Genomic DNA, 15,793 nt, shown 5'->3' with positions numbered 1-15,793 from the left:
CGCCCTAGGGATGCGCGAAGTACGCGACCGACTCGCCGTCCGGGTCCACGTCGTCCACGCGGGCGAAGCCGACGCGCTCGAACTGGAGCATGTCGTCGGCGTCGTAGTCGAGGACGCCCGGTTCGGCGACGCCGGTCACGTCGCCGTCCATCGTCCGCAGTCGGAGTTCGGGGCCGTCTGCCGGCGCCCAGTGGACGACGTCGACGCCCTCCTCGCGCACCGCCGCGATGTCGTCGCCGACGTACTCGAAGGCGTCGCGGGTGTGGCGAACACAGCCGTACCCCTTCAGCCAGACTCGCTCGCCGTGGCCCGGCAGGTCGTCGCCCTCGACGGCGACGCCGCCCGCGACCGGAATCTCGCGTCGGCCCCGGTCCTCGTGGTCCGGGTGGTACGGCGGTTCGCCCGCGTCGGGGCCGCCCACGACCTGTCGCTCGACCAGTCCGCCGTGGTCGTCGCTGTCACGGACGAAGAACGCCCGGTCGGTGTCGTCGTCTATCATCTCGCGGTTGTTCGCGTACACCGACGACATGGCGAGGTCGACGTTGGACGTGGAGGTGCCGAGTTCGACCATCGCGTCGACGAGCGCCTCGCCACGGATGCCCCGCCGGCGGAGACTCGCCACCGTCGGCGCACGCGGGTCGTCCCAGCCGTCGAGTTCGCCCTCGGCGATGAGTTCCGAGATGGTCGAGGTGGACATCTTCACGTCGTAGGCGTCCACCTGTACGTGCCCCCAGTGAACGACCTCCGGGTACTCCCAGTCGAAGTAGTCGTAGACGAACTGCTGGCGCTTCGCGGAGTCCTGCAGGTCGATGCCGCGGATGATGTGCGTGATGCCCAGCAGGTGGTCGTCGACGCCGCTCTGGAAGTCCAGCATCGGCCAGCAGCGATAGTCGGCGGCCGCCTCGCGCGGGTGTGGCGTGTCTATCATCCGGAAGGCGACGAAGTCACGCAGGGCCGGATTCTTGTGGGTGATGTCGGTCCGGACCCGGAGGACCATCTCGCCGCTGTCGTACTCGCCGTCGACCATCGCGTCGAACTCCTCGTGGACGGTGGCGACGTCTTTCTCGCGGTGGGGACAGGCCTCGCCGCTGTTCTTCATGTCGGAGAACTCGCCCTGCGGGCACGAGCAGGTGTAGGCACCCTCGGCGTCGATGAGTTGCCGGGCGTAGTCGTAGTAGGTCTCCACCCGGTCGCTCGCCGTGAATACGTCGTCGGGTTCGAAGCCGAGATAGTCGATAGCGTCCAGAATCTGGTCGTAGGCGTCGAGGTCCGGCCGCTTCGTCTCTGGGTCGGTGTCGTCGAACCGGCAGACGAACTCGCCGTCGTAGCGCTCCTTGTACGTCCCGATGACGGCGGCCATCCGGGCGTGGCCGATGTGCCACGGGCCGTTGGGGTTCGGCGCGACGCGCATCCGCACGGTGTCGTACTCCTCGACGTTGGGCAGGTCGGGCAGGGGGTGGTCCTCGCCCTCGTCCTCGGCTTCGAGTTCTTCGAGTTTCTCGGGGGCGAGTTCCTGCAGGCGCTCACGGCGTTTCTCGGCGTCCATCCCGTTGACCCGGTCGACGATGGGCGCAATGATCCCCGGAATCTCGTCGCCGTGCTCTCTGAACTCGGGGTTCTCACCCATGAGCGGCCCCATGATGGCCCCGACCTGTGCCTCGCTGTCGTGTTTGACCGCGTTGAGGAGGGCGTTCGTCTCGGCGGCCTCCTCGATGCGGGCACGAAGCTCCTCGTCCATGCACGACTCTGGCACCGCCCCAGTCAAAACGGCGTCGGGTTGGCACGGCGCCACCGTTATCCTCCGGGCGGTCGGTAGACGAGACATGGCCGCCGACGCTGCCCGCTTCCTCGCGGACTCTCCGGACCGCCTCGCACTCCTCGAACGGCTCGCCGACGAACCGGGGACGCCGAGTGATCTCGACGACGACCTCGGACAGTCACGCCGCAGCGTCCAGCGGAACCTCGCGGCGTTCGCCGAGCGTGGCTGGGCGCGGAAACACGACGGTGCGTACGACCTCACGACTGCCGGCAGGCTGATCACACGGCGGCACCGCTCGTATCTCGACGCGCTGGCGGCCATCGAATCGTGGGAACCACTGTTCGCCCACCTCCCGGCCGACCAGGCCCCACGCCCGGAGCACCTCGCCGATGCGACGCTGGTCGGGAGCGAACCCGACCAGCCGCAGGCCCCTGTGAGCCACTACGTCGAGTCCATCGCGTCCGCGTCGACCGACTCGATCAGGATGCTCTCGCCGGTCCTGAGTCGCCTGTTCCACGACGCCCACGCCGGACAGGTCCTCGACGGCGTCACACACGAACTCGTCCTCGACGGCCCGACGGTCCAGCGTGCCCGCGAGCAGAACCCGGCCGAGTTCGCCACCGTCGTCGGCGTCCCGGGCTTCTCGCTGTACCGCCACCCCGACCCGCTCTCGTTCGGGCTGACGCTGACCGACGACCGCGTGTTCCTCCTGGCCTACGACGACCAGGGCCAACTCCACGCGCTGGCCGACGGGAGCGACCCCGCGTTCTACGAGTGGGCGAGTACGTGCTTCGAGCGCCATCGCGACCGGAGTGAACACGTTTCGGGGCTCGATGCCATCTCGTCCTGATACGACCGACAGGGGGTGACACAGGTGTCGGCGATTGACGTAAACTACCCCGAGCCCCTACGACGACGTGCATGCACTCCCTGACTGGCGCCCTTCGACCCTCCACAGGTGCCGAGGTTCGGAGCGTGTTCCGTCGGCCGACCACGCTCGCACTGTTCGCCTACCTGGTCGCGGCGACCTACCTGCCGGTGCTTGCGGCTGCTATCGGGCAGGTGGCCCCGTCTGCCGAGCCGTACGTCTCCCCGGTCGCGATACTCCTGTACGTCCCCGCGTACCTGCTGTCGATCCTCGTCTACGACAGCCCCTGGGGGCTGGAGAACGTCGTCTACGCTGTCGAGGGATTCCTGGGCGTGTCGAACTCCGGGCTCTACTACGTGGGGTTAGTCGTGACCTACTACCTCTGTAGCGTCGTCCTGGTCTGGTTCGGGGCGACGGTCCGGCGAGTGGTCGGTCGCCACCGCGACTGACCGGCGCTACAGATCGGTTCCCAGGTGTGTAGAAACGCGTTCGAGTGCGTCCAGACCCGTAACCTCGCCCGATTCGTCCGGGATCGTCCAGACATCCAGGTCCGGTAGCGATTCGCGTAGCGTCGCGATCGCCTCCTCCTGGACGGTCTGCTTCCCACGACAGCGCTCGCAATCGCCGGGGTCCTCGACGACCTTGTTGACGACGAGCGTCGTCACCGGGACCTCGAAGGAACGCAACTGCTCGACCAGCCGTTCGGTCTCGCGGACGGCCATCGTCTCCGGGATGGTGACCGCACGGAACGCCGTCCGGTCGGGGTCCCGGAGGACGGTCCCGACCCGTTCCATCCGGTCGCGCATCTCGGTGAAGTCGTCCGGGCCGTCGGCGCGCCGTCGATTCGCCATCGGACCAAACAGCATCGTTCGCGTCGTGTTCACCTTCCGGCGAACCTGATCGCGCAGGTCCAGCGCCGTCGCCATCCCGCGGTCAAGCACCGACGGCAGGTCCAGCAGTCTGAGCGTGTGGCCCGTCGGTGCGGTGTCGAACACCACCCGGTCCCACCGGTCGCTGTCGGCGTAGGTCGCAAGTCCCTCTACTGCGGCCAGTTCGTCGCTCCCGGGCATCACACCCGCGGTGAACAGGTCGGTAATCTCGTCTTCGTCGAGGTCGATGCCTGCGCTGGCGAACTCCGCGGCCAGCGCCTCGAACAGCGTCCGGTAGCGGTCGATACCTGTCTGTGGGTCGACTTCGACGCCCCAGAAGCCGTTGTGTATCTCCACGGGGTCGGCTCCGACCGGTCGCTCGACGGCGTCACCCAACGAGTGGGCCGGGTCCGTCGACACGACGAGCGTCTCGTAGCCTCGCTCGGCCAGCGAGACCCCCGTCGCCGTCGCGATGGTCGTCTTTCCCACTCCGCCTTTCCCGCCGTAGAGGAGGAACTCGGTCACGGACGCTCGTTCGTGTCGGTTCGCCTTAATTCCGACCCGGCGCTACCGCCGTGGGCGATGGGCGTACAAACGACCGCGCGGCGTCAGTACTCGCGCTCGACGAGGTAGTTCGCGATGCCGTCCAGCAGGTCGCGTGCCTCGTTGTCCGGGAGGACTTCGAGGTTCTCCTTGCCGCTCGTGACGAGTTCCTGCGCCCGGTTCCGGGCGTACTCGATGGACCCCGCTTCGCGGAGCGTGGCGACGGCCTCGTCTATCTCGGCTTCGGACACCTCGTCGACGGAGTCGGTGTCGACGAGGTTCTCGACGGCGACGCCCTGCTGACGGGCGTGCAACGTCACGAGCGTCTGCTTGTTCTCGACGAGGTCCGACCCGCGCTGCTTGCCCAGTTTCTCCGAGGGCGTGGTCAGATCGAGCAGGTCGTCCTGAATCTGGAAGGCCCGGCCCACGTCCAGTCCGTGGTTGTACAGGGCCTCGACGGTCTCCTCGTCGGCACCCAGCAGCGTCGCCGGGATGGACGCTGCGGCGCCGTAGAGGACGGCCGTCTTGAGTTCGACCATCTCCAGATACTCATCGGGCGTGACCGCATCGCGCTGTTCGAACTCGATGTCCAGCGACTGCCCCTCGCAGATGCGGGTGCAGGTCTTCGCGAGGCGCTTGTTCGCGGCGACGCTCCGGTCGTCGGCCGCGCCGGTTTCGAGCAGGAACTCGAAGGCCTTCGAGTACAACGTGTCGCCGGCCAGAATCGCCGTCGAGAGGTCGTACTCCTTGTGGACGGCCGGGACCCCGCGGCGGAGGTCGTCGTCGTCCATGATGTCGTCGTGGATGAGCGTGAACGTCTGGATGACCTCGATGGCCAGCGCCGCCGACAGCACGTCGGCCTGCCCGCCGGTGAGCGTCGGGAAGTCACGGTAGTCGACCGACAGTGGCTCGACGTCCAGTAGCGACTCCGCGACCAGCAGCAACACCGTCGGACGGAGTCGCTTGCCGCCGGCGTCCAGCAGGTAGCGGGTCGCCTCGTAGAGGTGCTCGGGCCGCGTCACTGGAAGCTCCTCGGGGAGGGCCTCGTTGACCCGCTCCCGGCGGGCGAGGATGGCTTTTTCGACCTGCTGATAACCTTCGGACATGTGGTTATTCCGTGAGCTGAATCATGTTGCCGTTACGCGTGATGTGCAGGTCGCGGCCGACCTTGTAGCCCTGATTCTCGGCGAGGTCCACGTACGGCGCGAACCCTTCGAGACTCTGGTGGGCCGGGATGACGTGCTGGGGCTGGAGCGCGTCGAGCATCTCGTAGTGGCCCTCCTGACGGAGGTGGCCCGAGACGTGGATGTCGTCGTAGATGCGGGCGCCCTGCATGCCCAGCAGTTTCTCGGACTGGTAGCGCTGGCCCTCGTTGGTCGGTTCCGGGATGACCCGGGCGGAGAACAGCACCTTGTCGCCGTCGTCTAGCTCGTAGGGCGTCTCGCCGCGGCCCATGCGGGTGAGCATCGCGCGCGGTTCGCCCTGATGGCCCGTGACGATGGGCAGGAAGTTCTCCTTGCCCTCGTTCATGATCCGCTTGAACGTGCGGTCGACGGACTTGCGGTGGCCGTACATCCCGAGGTCCTCCGGGAAGTCCACGAAGTCCAGTCGCTCTGCGGTGCCGGAGTACTTCTCCATCGAGCGACCGAGCAAGACCGGCTGACGGCCGATGTCGTCGGCGAACTCGACGAGGCTCTTCACACGAGCGATGTGCGAGGAGAACGTCGTGGCGACGATGCCGCCGTCGTAGTCCTCGATGCTGGTCATGACGTCCTTGAGGTGGCGACGAGCGACCGCCTCGGAGGCCGTACGGCCCTTCCGGCCGGCGTTCGTACAGTCCTCGATGTAACAGAGGACGCCCTCGCCCTCGCGACCGATCTCTCGGAACCGCTTCATGTCGATGGGGTCGCCGATGACCGGCGTGTGGTCCATCCGCTTGTCGAGGCCGTAGACGACGGACCCTTCCGGCGTGTGGAGGACCGGGTTGATGGCGTCGATGATGGAGTGGGTGACGTTGACGAACTCGAGTTCGTTTCGCTCGCCGATCTGCATCGTCTCGCCCGCGCTCATCTTGACGAGGTCGTTCTGGACCCCGAACTTCTCCTCGCCCTTTATCTGCTGTTTGACCAGTTCGATGGTGAAGGGCGTGGCGACGATAGGCGCGTCGTAGCGATGGGCGAGTTTCGAGATGGCGCCGATGTGGTCGAGGTGGCCGTGTGTCGGCACGATGGCCTTCACGTCACCTTCGAGGTCGGACATGACCCGGTCGTCCGGGATAGCGCCCATGTCGATGAGATCGAGTGAGTGCATCCGCTCGGTCTCGACGTTGTCGTGAATCAGTACCTTCGAGAGGTTCAGGCCCATGTCGAAGATGACGACGTCGTCACCTGCACGGACGGCCGTCATCTGACGGCCAACTGCCTCGTATCCGCCGATTGTTGCGATTTCGACTTCCATGGTTGTAGGTCCGAGTGGAAGCCGTCCGCGGGCCCGCGGTTGGTGCTGGCGACGACGGTAACTGCTGAAACGGCGTCTCGGTTCCTGTGGGCGTCGAGGCCGGCCGGGTACACCCCGTAGCCTCGATTCCCGAAGTGGAAGGGACTGACGTCCCGACGACTTTCCCCGTCGTCTGCCGGCCGCCAAACCGCGGTCTGCGGGCGGCCGTGCGCTCGGTTACGCGGACGTACAACGTCGCTTCTTAAAACGGTGTGGGTTCCGGGCGGCTATTCGTCGTCCAGGGCGTCCGACAGCGGATCGCTGTCCGAATCGACGTCGAACCCGGTGACGCCTTCGTCTGAGAGCGTCGCGTCGTCCTCGACGTCGTCGTCGGACGACTCGTCGCTCTCCTCGGCGACGTCGTCGACGATGCGCGTCTCTCTGGACTCGATACTCCCGAGCAGGTCCTCGTCGCTCTCTTCGGACGCCGACTCGCCGAACAGGTCGTCGGCGGTCCGTGGTCCCGCCGACTGTGTCTGGTCGTCGCGCTCGGCCGGTCCGGTCCCCGACTCCACATCCCAGACGGTCTGCTCCTCGGTCGTGGACTGGTCGTCCACCGGCACCGACTCGTCCGGACTCGACTGGTCGTCGTCCGACGCGGCGGGCTGTCGGCCCTGGAACTCCGACGGGTCCGGCGGCGACCACTCCTGTGGTTCGGCCGGCGCGTCGTCTTCGGCCGGCGGTTCGGCCGGCGTGTCGTCTTCGGCCGGCGGTTCGGCCGCGGCGGGGTCCGTGCGACCGACGTCGTCGGCCTGTTCGTCAGCGGGACCACCGAAGATGTCGTTCTCGTCCGAAGCGGCGGCGTCGGCCGTCACAGGCCCCTGATCCTCGGCCGGTGCTGGCGAATCGTCGTCCGCAGTCGTCGGCTGGTCGGCCTGTTCGTCAGCGGGACCACCGAAGATGTCGTTCTCGTCCGAAGCGGCGGCATCGGCCGCCACAGGCCCCTGATCCTCGGCCGGTGCTGACGAATCGTCGTCGTCCGCAGTCGTCGTCTGGTCGGCCGCCTCCTCGGCGGGACCACCGAAGATATCTGCATCGGGCTCCGAACCGCTGTCCGTCTCTCGTGCCGGTTCGGCAGCGGCCGCGGGCTGGGAGTCCTGTCCGTCCGCGGCGTTCTCGCGCGCCGACTGGTCGCTCTCGGCGATCAGTTCGGAGTCGTCTTGCACCGCGTCGGCTTCGGCCGCCGGCTCGGGCTGTGAGGAAGCCGGTTCGTCCGCTTCCGGGGGCTCTTCTTCGGGTGTCGCTGCCGTCGTCGACACCGCTTCGGACGGTGCGTCCGTCTCGGCTGGGCCGGCCTCGGCCGTCTCGCCGTCGGTGGCCTCGGCCGCGGTCGATTCGAGCGGGTCGTCGTCCGTCGTCTCGCTCGGCTCCGAATCGGCCGTCTCCGTCTGGGTCTCGTCGCGGGACTCGCCCGTCGAACCGGTAGCTGCTCCGGCGGTTGCTGCCCCAGTGGCCTCCTGTTCGCCGCTCACCTCGCGGCTCTCGGTGTCGGGCGCCGCTGCGTCGGTCGGTGCCGCCGCGTCGTCCGCTTTCGCGACGGCCGCGGCAGCACCGACCATCGTCGCGTCGGCGACGAGTTTGTGCAGGAGTCCGAACACGCCAGAAAGCGTAAGCAAGACCCCGATAGCAGCGACGGCGACGCCGAGCAGTGCTCGGTTCGTCGTAACGGAGGGCGACGCGCTAGGTGACGCACCGAGGACCACGCCGATGCCAACGAACAGACCGCCAACGATGGCGACCACGAGGACGTAACCGACGTACCGAGCGCCGTAGCGGTAGACGTCGGGTAAGCTAACAGCAGACATGAATTTACAATTAGCAACGGCGGTGAAATAGGTTACGACGGTCGTACGTTCACCGGTCCGCCTCGATCGTCGTCCCCGGCGCGTCGCCGTCGAGGAAGGCCGACAGCGCATCGGGGCCGAACACCGAGGCCGGGCTCTCGAGTTCGAGGAGCGCACGAACCTTCGCGGCCATCCCGCCGGAGACGTCCGTGGCGTCGCTGCCGCCGAGCGCCGCCGCGGCGTCCTCGAAGGCCTCGATTCGGTCGATTACGGCACCGTCTTCGTCCAGCACACCGGGCACCGTCGAGCAGACGCCGACCCGGTCGGCGTCGACGGCTGGCGCGAGTTCGACGACCAGTTCGTCGCCACTGAGGACTGTCGCTCCTTCGCCCGCGTGGGCGACGAGGTCGCCGTGCAACACCGGGACGAACCCCTCGGAGAGGAGCGTTCGGACCTGCCCGGTCGGGAGCGTGAGCGTGCCGTCTGCGTCCCGGTCCGCCGCCGAGAGCGGGTGGACCGGGACGGCGGGGACCCCACGCTCGGTCAGCGCCGTGACGATCCTGCTGTTCAGCCGCGTCATCGCGCCGTGGATGGCCTGTACGCCGGCCACGTCGTGCGTTCCCTCGGTCGTACTCACGCCGTACTCGGCGGCGTGGTGGTGGCCGAAGCTCCCGCCGCCGTGGACGACTACGACGTCGTGGTCGCTGGCCGCGACGGCGTCTGCGGCGGCCGCCAGCGCCTCGTCGTCGACAGTCTCCGGCGTCTCCTTCTCGGTGACGACGCTCCCGCCGAGTTTGAGGACGACGGTCATTCCTGCCGGACTCCGTCGGTGTCCAGTTCCGCCCGGAAGACCGATTCACACCCGGGCGTGTACTTCAGGGCGGTGAGCGCGTCGTCGGTGTCGTCAAGCGCGACGATACAGCCACCGCCGCCAGCCCCGGTTAGTTTCGCACCCATCGCCCCCGCATCGCGGGCGGCCCAGACCATCGAGTCCAGCGACCGAGAGGAGACGCCCAGCGCCGACAGGAGGCCGTGATTGAAGTCCATCAGGTCGCCCAGCGTCTCGTAGTCGCCCGAGCCCAGTACGGACTCGCCCTCGCGGACGATGTCGCCGATGGCGCGGACGGTGTCCGCGGCGAAGTCGTACTCCTCGCGGAGGCTCCTGACGCCCGCGACCAGTGCGCCGGTGTCGCCGGCCCCGCCGTCGTAGCCGATGACGAACGGGAGGTTGTCGACACCGTCGACGGTGCGGCAGTCGTCGCCCTCGACGCGGACGGCCCCGCCCTTCGCCGAACAGAACGTATCGGCCCGCGAGGCCTCGCCGTCCTGTACGGCCGCCTCCACCTGATAGGCCCGTTCCGCGATGGCCTCGGCCGAGAGTTCGACGCCCAGTTCGCGAGTCGCGGCGTCGATGGCGGCGACGACGACGGCCGCCGACGACCCGAGTCCCGCCCCCAGCGGGATGTCGCTCTCGATTCGTATCTCGAAGCCGGCGTCGGGTACGTCGGCGGCGTCCCGGACCTGTGCCACCGCTTCGTTTACGTACCCCATCGCCGCTTCGAGTAAGGGCTCCGACGCGTCGACGTCGGGTCGACCCGCTCCGTCTCCGTCGTACTCGACGGTGAACCCGTCGAGTTTGAGGTCTTCCGAGTGAATACGAAGTCCTTCGTCTATCTCTCTCGCCGTCACGCGGGCCCGGCGCTCGATGGCGCACGGGACCGCTGGCTCACCGTAGACGACCGCGTGCTCCCCGAACAGATACACCTTGCCGGGAGCGCTCGACGTGACCATACCCGCCCGTGTGACCGGAGGGGGTTAGGCGTTTTCGGAGCCAGTTTCGGGCTACCGGCCGCCGTCTGTCGCTCGCCGTGGCCGCGATACGTCCCGATGGAACGATACAAGCGGGTTTTGAGCTACCTGAAAGACCTTTGACGCGCCGATGGAACGGGCGTGTATGAAACGTCGACGCGTACTGGCCACACTCGGGACTGGCCTCGCCGGTGTCGCCGGGTGTCTCTCTGAATCCCCGTCGACTCCAGACGAGGCGTCCGAGACACCCACGGACGACGAACGGACCGACCAGCGAACGCCGTCCCAGACGCACACGAAGGTCGCCGTCGAGGACGTCGTCGTCCGGAAGGCCATCACCTACGACTCGTCGATGGGGTCCGGTGGCGTACTGACCGGCGAGGATAGACAGTACGTCGTTGGCTCGGTTCGAGGGGTCGAAAACGTCCACGACCTGGCGTACACGTTCGAGACGGCCGACGGCTCGTGGGACCAAGGCCTTCCCGACACCGTGGGCGCGCGGAACCACGCCGTCGCGGGTCACGAGCGCCCGTACGTCGCGTTCACGGTTCCGTCACCGCTGTCTGCGTCGAATCCCCGTATTCGGCGCTCCGATGGGACCGAGTGGCCGGTACCGGCCGACGCACGCGACACGCTCGCGGCACCGGCACCGCAGTTCGAACTCGACAGCCTGACCGTTCCAGACAGCGTCTCGCAGGGCGAGCAGTTGTCGGTGTCGCTGACGGCGACGAACGTCTCCGAGACGGACGGCCGCTTCCTCGCGGCGGTGTACTGGCCCACGAAGGGAATCGCCGACGACGACGAGTCCCACGTCGTCGACCGGTCCGTCGCCGCGGGCGAACGGGTGTCGGCGACCCTCGACGTCGACACGGCCTACACGGCCATGGAGGACGGCCCGGTCACGCTGTCGGTCACCGGTCACGTCGCGGCCGAACGCGAGGTACAGGTTCGCGACGCTTCGACGCCGACCTAATCTCGCGTCTGTACTCGCATCGACATCTCCTGACGCGGGTGGGCGGTCAGCGACGGCATGAGTTCGAGCGGCGTCTCGCCCGTGAAGTCGAGGCGGTACTGCTTGGCCGTCGTGGCGACGATGAGTTGGGCCTCCAGCATCGCGAGGTGCTTGCCGATGCAGTGGCGCGGACCACCGCCGAACGGGAAGTACGCGAACCGGGGTCGTTCGGTCGCCCGTTCGGGCTTCCAGCGTTCCGGGTCGAACGTCCCCGGGTCGTCGTAGAACCGGGCGGAGCGGTGGACACCCCACTGCGGGAGCATCAGCGTCGTTCCCGCCTCGACGGGGTACGCCGACAGTTCGACGTCCTCGGTCGGTTCCCGGAAGATGGTGTACACCGGCGGGTACAGGCGCATCGCCTCCTGAACGACCCACTCCAGATAGTCGAGTTCGCGGACGTGGTCCATCCCGGGCCGCTCGTCGCCGACCACCTCGTCCAGTTCCTCGTGGACTTTGCGTTCGGCCTCGGGGTTCTCCGAGAGCAGGAACCACACGTAGGTGAGCGTCAGCGCCGTCGTGTCGTGGCCCGCAAGCAGCATCGTCATCATCTCGTCGCGCAACTGCTCGGGCGACTGCTCGCCGTCGTCGCGGGCACGGAGGAGGACCGACAGGAAGTCCATCGGGCCGTCCTCGTCCGTCCCCACCGAACCCCCGCGGACCTCGATGATGTCGTCCAACACCGCATCGAGCGTCTCGACGGCGCTGTCGAACGCCGCGTCGTCCGGCATCGGCAGCCACTCCGGTGCGGCAAAGCGGAGCGGATCGGGTTCGAAGCGCTGTCCCAGCGGTATCAGTTGCTCCTCGATGGTCTGCACTCGCTGTTCGGACAGTTCGACCCCCATCATCAAATCGAGGATGACGTCGAGCGTCGTCCGCGTCATCGCCTGTTCGACGTCGACGACGTCCCCCTCCTGCCAGTCTGCGATGCGGTCCTGTGCGTGACCGGTGATGCGGTCGGCCATCCCCGAGAGCCGTGCCATCGAGAACGCGGGGTTGGCCAGTCGCCGCTGTCGCTCCCACGTCTCGCCCTCGCTCAACAGGAGGCCCTCGCCCAGCAAGTCGCCGAGCGCGTCCCCCTGAAAGTCGGGCTTGCGGAACCGGTCGCTCTCCGAGACCAGCACTCGTTCGATGGCCGCCGGGTCACACAGCATGACGGTGTCCATCGGTCCCATGTCGAAGCGAGCGACGTCACCGTAGGCGCTCTCCAGCGTCGAGATGAACCGGAACGGGTCGTCGGCGTACGTCCTGCTACTGCCGAACAGCGGTTCGCCTTTCGGTCCGGGCGGCGTCTCTGCCATCGATCGAAGTTAGGACTGGACACGTTTGAATCGCATGCCAAATCGCCCGGTTACGGGCCGAAGGCGGGTCAGAGCCAGCGGCCGGGGTCTAGCTGCCACTCCGTATGTCGCGCCGCCCAGACGCCGCCAAGGCCACCGAGTGCGCTCAGTCCGACCGTGTACGCGAGAAAGAACGCGAACACGAGCGCGAGAAAGAGTTCGTACGCCGGCGAGGACGGGTGGATACCGAATCCGATCGCCCCGGCGATGGACAGCGCCGGGACGAACAGCACCAGCAACGGCACCATCGCGCCGACGCCCGCAAGCAGCCCCAGCCCCAGCCCACTCGCGTAATCGCTGCCGTGTCTGTTGGCGGCGACAGCCCCACCGATGACCGACGAGAACGGGACGAACGAGAGTGCGACTGTCACCAACGCACCCCAGCCGGCGTCGACGAGCGTCTCACGCATCTCGTCTGTGTCTGTCGACAGCCGGTGTAATATAGCTGGCCACACCGTCGCCGGTCAGTTTCCGAGGTCGGTGTCGTACTTCACGTAGTTGCCCAACCACCCGCCGAGCGCGCTCAGACCGACGACGTAGACGGCGGCGAACACCGCCGCGCCGACGAGGAAGACGACACCGACCGCCCCCAGATGCATCGGCATCCCGCCGAGCAGGAATCCGAGGAAGACCAGTCCCACGAAGGCGAACACGACCAGCGTGAACACGAGGCCGATGGCCCCGGAGATCGCGCCGACTCGGAGGCCGTCGTCTCGGTCACCACCTTCCAGATAGCCGGCGAGTGCGCCGCCGAACACCGGTGCGAAGGGGAAACCACTCAGGATAGCTGTCGCGACAGCCCCGATAACCGCGTTGAGGAGGGTATCTTGTTCTGCCATCGGCGACCGGTACTCGGGGGGCTGTCCTATGTCTTGTGCCGTAGCGACGCCTATCGTCGCCACTGTCGCGCCGTGTAGAGAGAAAGTGAAGGTATCGAACGCCTGCGTTAGAGTTCGGACTCGAAGTCCTCGAGACCGTAGGACGGTTCGGCACCGCGGCGGTCGAGCGTCTCGTTGGCCAGCAGCCAGTAGACGACCGACAGCGCCTTTCGCCCCTTGTTGTTCGTCGGGACGACCAGGTCGACGTTCGACGTGGTGTTGTTGGAGTCACACATCGCGATGACCGGGATGCCGACCGTGATGGCCTCCTTGACGGCCTGTGAGTCACCGATCGGGTCGGTGACGACCACGACGTCGGGTTCGATGTAGCCGTCGTAGTCCGGGTTCGTCAGCGTGCCGGGGATGAACCGGCCCGTGCGAGCACGGGCGCCGACGGCGTCGGCGAACTTCTCGGCCGGGAACCGACCGTACTGGCGCGAGGACGCCACGAGAATCTGCTCGGGGTCGTAGTTGGCCAGGAAGTCCGCGGCGGTGCGGATGCGCGAGTCCGTCATCGAGACGTCCAGCACGTAGAGCCCGTCGTCACGGACGCGGTGGATGAACCGCTCCATGTCCTGGGTCTTCTGCTGGGTCCCGATGTGGACACCGGCGCCGAGGTAGTCCTCGACGGGGATGAGGAGGTCGGCCTCGGACTGCTCGTCGGGCATGACGTCCTCGTCGAGCTGGGGTCCGGCGTCTTCCTCGTCCTCGGTTGTCTCTGCCTCGGCCTCCTCGGCGTCGGCGGGCTGTTCGGCTGCCGTCTCGGCCTCTGCGTCGACCGCTTCGTCGTCCTCCTCGGACGGGTCGAAGTCGGACTCGGACGCGTCGAGACCCTCTTTTTCGTTGCCGCTCATACTGCGTTGTCCTCGATACGGATGAGTTCGTTCAGCTTGGCTGTGCGCTCGCCACCGACCGCGCCCGTCTTGATGAACGGCGCGCTGGTCGCCACGGCGAGGTGTGCAATAGTGGTGTCCTCGGTCTCGCCGCTCCGGTGGGAGACGACGGATTCGTAGCCGTTTCGGGTCGCGAGTTCGATGGCGTCCACCGCGTCCGTGAGCGTCCCGATCTGGTTGGGCTTGATGAGGATGGAGTTGCCCGCACCGGCGCTGATACCGGCCTCCAGTCGCTCGACGTTCGTGACGAACAGGTCGTCACCGCAGACGAGCGTCTGATCGCCGACGCGGTCGGTCAGGTCGGCGAAGGCCTCGTAGTCGTTCTCGTCGAGTGGGTCCTCGACGTAGACGAGGTCGTACGCCTCGACTTTCTCGGCGATGTAGTCGATCTGTTCGTCGGTCGACTTCACGCCGTCGTCGTAGACGTAGCCGCCCTCGTCCTCGTCGTACAGTTCGGCACCAGCGACGTCGAGGCCGAACGCGATAGCGAAGCCGAAGTCGTCGGCCACCGTCTCGACGGCCTCGTCCATGATCTCGAACGCTTCGTCGTCCGAGATCGAAGGTGCCCAGGCGCCCTCGTCGCCCTTACCCGCTGGCAGGTCGCGGTCGGCCAGGATGTCGTGGACCTCCTGATGGACCGCGGCGTTGGCGAAGACGGCCTCCTTGACGCTCGGCGCGCCGACGGGGGCCGCGAGGAATTCCTGAATGTTGGTGGCGTCCGCGGCGTGTTCGCCGCCGCCGATGATGTTACCCAGCGGCGTCGGGTACTCGTTGCCACGGAAGGTGCCGCCGAGGTGCTGGAACAGCGGTGCGCCCAGCACGTCGGCACCGGCCTTCGCGGCCGCCATCGAGATGGCGACGGCGGAGTTGGCACCGATACCGGAGAAGTCGTCCGTGCCGTCGGCGGCGTGGAGCGCCGCGTCGACGTCACGTTGGTTCCCGGCGTGGACTTCACCGATGAGGCGCGGAAGCGCGTCGTCGCGAGCGTTCGCGATTGCTTCCTGAGCCGGCAGTTCGATCGCCTCGTACTCGCCGGTGCTTGCGCCGCTCGGTGCCTTGCCGCGACCGAAGCCCCCACTCTCCGTGAGGACGTCGGCTTCCACGGTCGCGTTTCCACGCGAGTCGAGGACGCGGCGGAGTCGTACGTCGGTAATTAGCGTCATTTGTGGTCACCTCGCTTGACTGTGAACGGCAACACGCCAGCGTCGTACTCCTCGGCCGCGATGAGGATGGGCTGGGTGTGCTCCGTCTCGATGAGCACGGGTGCGCCGTGGGCCAACTGCAGCGCTCGCGCGCCGAGTTTGCGGGCCTTCTCGTATCGGCTCTCCTGTGCGTTCATTGGTAGGGCGCGACGATGTCGACGAGGTCTTTGTGCGAGACGAGCATTCGGCGACAGCAGTGCCGCTCGACGCCGAGTTCGTCGAGGACCATTTCGGGGTCCTCTGGCTCTTCGGCTTCGCGGGTGCGGGCCTTGAACTCCTCCCAGTGCTCGCCGACGACGTTACCACAGGTGAAACACCGGACCGGTACCATCATATCTGAATC

General features: G+C 67.2%; 17 protein-coding genes. 3 read left to right on the top strand and 14 right to left on the bottom strand.

Going from position 1 to position 15,793, the window contains the following annotated elements:
- Positions 1–4: 4 nt before the first annotated feature.
- Positions 5–1,738 (bottom strand): glutamate--tRNA ligase, encoded by a 1,734-nt coding sequence (locus NDI85_RS00410; RefSeq protein WP_310914621.1) that lies wholly within the window; start codon positions 1,736–1,738, stop codon positions 5–7.
- A gap of 85 nt (positions 1,739–1,823) precedes the next feature.
- Here NDI85_RS00410 and NDI85_RS00405 point away from each other — a divergent pair, with 85 nt between their 5' ends.
- Positions 1,824–2,609, top strand: coding sequence for a winged helix-turn-helix domain-containing protein (locus NDI85_RS00405; protein ID WP_188995529.1), 786 nt, complete (start codon positions 1,824–1,826; stop codon positions 2,607–2,609).
- 71 nt (positions 2,610–2,680) lie between these two features.
- Positions 2,681–3,076, top strand: a complete 396-nt coding sequence (locus NDI85_RS00400; protein ID WP_310914620.1) for a hypothetical protein — start codon at positions 2,681–2,683, stop codon at positions 3,074–3,076.
- A gap of 6 nt (positions 3,077–3,082) precedes the next feature.
- On the opposite strand, the gene NDI85_RS00395 is transcribed toward NDI85_RS00400, so the two are convergent.
- The 6 genes from NDI85_RS00395 to mvk form a co-directional block, all read right to left on the bottom strand.
- A complete protein-coding gene (locus tag NDI85_RS00395) occupies positions 3,083–4,021 on the bottom strand; it encodes an ArsA family ATPase (RefSeq protein WP_310914619.1) in 939 nt (312 codons plus the stop codon).
- Between the two features lie 83 nt (positions 4,022–4,104).
- Positions 4,105–5,145, bottom strand: coding sequence for a geranylfarnesyl diphosphate synthase (idsA3, locus tag NDI85_RS00390; protein ID WP_310914618.1), 1,041 nt, complete (start codon positions 5,143–5,145; stop codon positions 4,105–4,107).
- A gap of 4 nt (positions 5,146–5,149) precedes the next feature.
- Complete coding sequence (locus tag NDI85_RS00385; protein WP_188995537.1) at positions 5,150–6,496, bottom strand: ribonuclease J; 1,347 nt, start codon at positions 6,494–6,496, stop codon at positions 5,150–5,152.
- A gap of 266 nt (positions 6,497–6,762) precedes the next feature.
- Positions 6,763–8,340: a hypothetical protein gene (locus NDI85_RS00380; protein ID WP_310914617.1), complete on the bottom strand. Its 1,578-nt coding sequence runs from the start codon at positions 8,338–8,340 to the stop codon at positions 6,763–6,765.
- A 49-nt stretch (positions 8,341–8,389) separates the two neighbouring features.
- On the bottom strand, positions 8,390–9,130 hold the full coding sequence (locus tag NDI85_RS00375; RefSeq protein WP_310914616.1) for an isopentenyl phosphate kinase: 741 nt from the start codon (positions 9,128–9,130) through the stop codon (positions 8,390–8,392).
- Positions 9,127–10,110 (bottom strand): mevalonate kinase, encoded by a 984-nt coding sequence (gene mvk, locus NDI85_RS00370; RefSeq protein WP_310914615.1) that lies wholly within the window; start codon positions 10,108–10,110, stop codon positions 9,127–9,129. The genes NDI85_RS00375 and mvk overlap by 4 nt, the downstream gene beginning before the upstream one ends.
- Positions 10,111–10,273: 163 nt before the next feature.
- Here mvk and NDI85_RS00365 point away from each other — a divergent pair, with 163 nt between their 5' ends.
- Positions 10,274–11,101, top strand: a complete 828-nt coding sequence (locus NDI85_RS00365) for a hypothetical protein (protein ID WP_310914614.1) — start codon at positions 10,274–10,276, stop codon at positions 11,099–11,101.
- Here the strand turns inward: NDI85_RS00365 and NDI85_RS00360 are convergent.
- From NDI85_RS00360 to NDI85_RS00330, 7 genes are all read right to left on the bottom strand, one after another.
- The gene (locus tag NDI85_RS00360; RefSeq protein ID WP_310914613.1) at positions 11,098–12,438 is read right to left on the bottom strand and encodes a cytochrome P450; all 1,341 of its coding nucleotides are present in this window, start codon (positions 12,436–12,438) and stop codon (positions 11,098–11,100) included. The two genes, NDI85_RS00365 and NDI85_RS00360, sit on opposite strands and share 4 nt — an antisense overlap.
- A 68-nt stretch (positions 12,439–12,506) precedes the next feature.
- Positions 12,507–12,887: a DUF5518 domain-containing protein gene (locus NDI85_RS00355; protein WP_310914612.1), complete on the bottom strand. Its 381-nt coding sequence runs from the start codon at positions 12,885–12,887 to the stop codon at positions 12,507–12,509.
- A 54-nt stretch (positions 12,888–12,941) separates the two neighbouring features.
- Positions 12,942–13,316 (bottom strand): DUF5518 domain-containing protein, encoded by a 375-nt coding sequence (locus NDI85_RS00350; protein ID WP_188995547.1) that lies wholly within the window; start codon positions 13,314–13,316, stop codon positions 12,942–12,944.
- 107 nt (positions 13,317–13,423) lie between these two features.
- A complete protein-coding gene (gene rpsB, locus NDI85_RS00345; RefSeq protein WP_166970836.1) occupies positions 13,424–14,209 on the bottom strand; it encodes a 30S ribosomal protein S2 in 786 nt (261 codons plus the stop codon).
- Positions 14,206–15,411: a phosphopyruvate hydratase gene (eno, locus tag NDI85_RS00340; protein WP_310914611.1), complete on the bottom strand. Its 1,206-nt coding sequence runs from the start codon at positions 15,409–15,411 to the stop codon at positions 14,206–14,208. Before eno ends, rpsB begins: the two co-directional genes overlap by 4 nt.
- Positions 15,408–15,587 carry a DNA-directed RNA polymerase subunit K gene (locus tag NDI85_RS00335; protein WP_135303168.1) on the bottom strand — a complete coding sequence of 60 codons (180 nt, stop codon included), beginning with the start codon at positions 15,585–15,587 and terminating at the stop codon, positions 15,408–15,410. The genes eno and NDI85_RS00335 overlap by 4 nt, the downstream gene beginning before the upstream one ends.
- Entirely contained in the window at positions 15,584–15,784 is a 201-nt protein-coding gene (locus tag NDI85_RS00330; RefSeq protein ID WP_166970841.1) for a DNA-directed RNA polymerase subunit N, read from the bottom strand. The genes NDI85_RS00335 and NDI85_RS00330 overlap by 4 nt, the downstream gene beginning before the upstream one ends.
- Between the last annotated feature and the right edge of the window lie 9 nt (positions 15,785–15,793).

This window comes from Haloarcula sp. S1AR25-4, from assembly GCF_031624555.1.
GTDB lineage: Archaea > Halobacteriota > Halobacteria > Halobacteriales > Haloarculaceae > Haloarcula > Haloarcula pellucida.
Note: the sequence above shows the minus strand (reverse complement) of the source record. Positions and strands in the feature narration are given on the sequence as shown.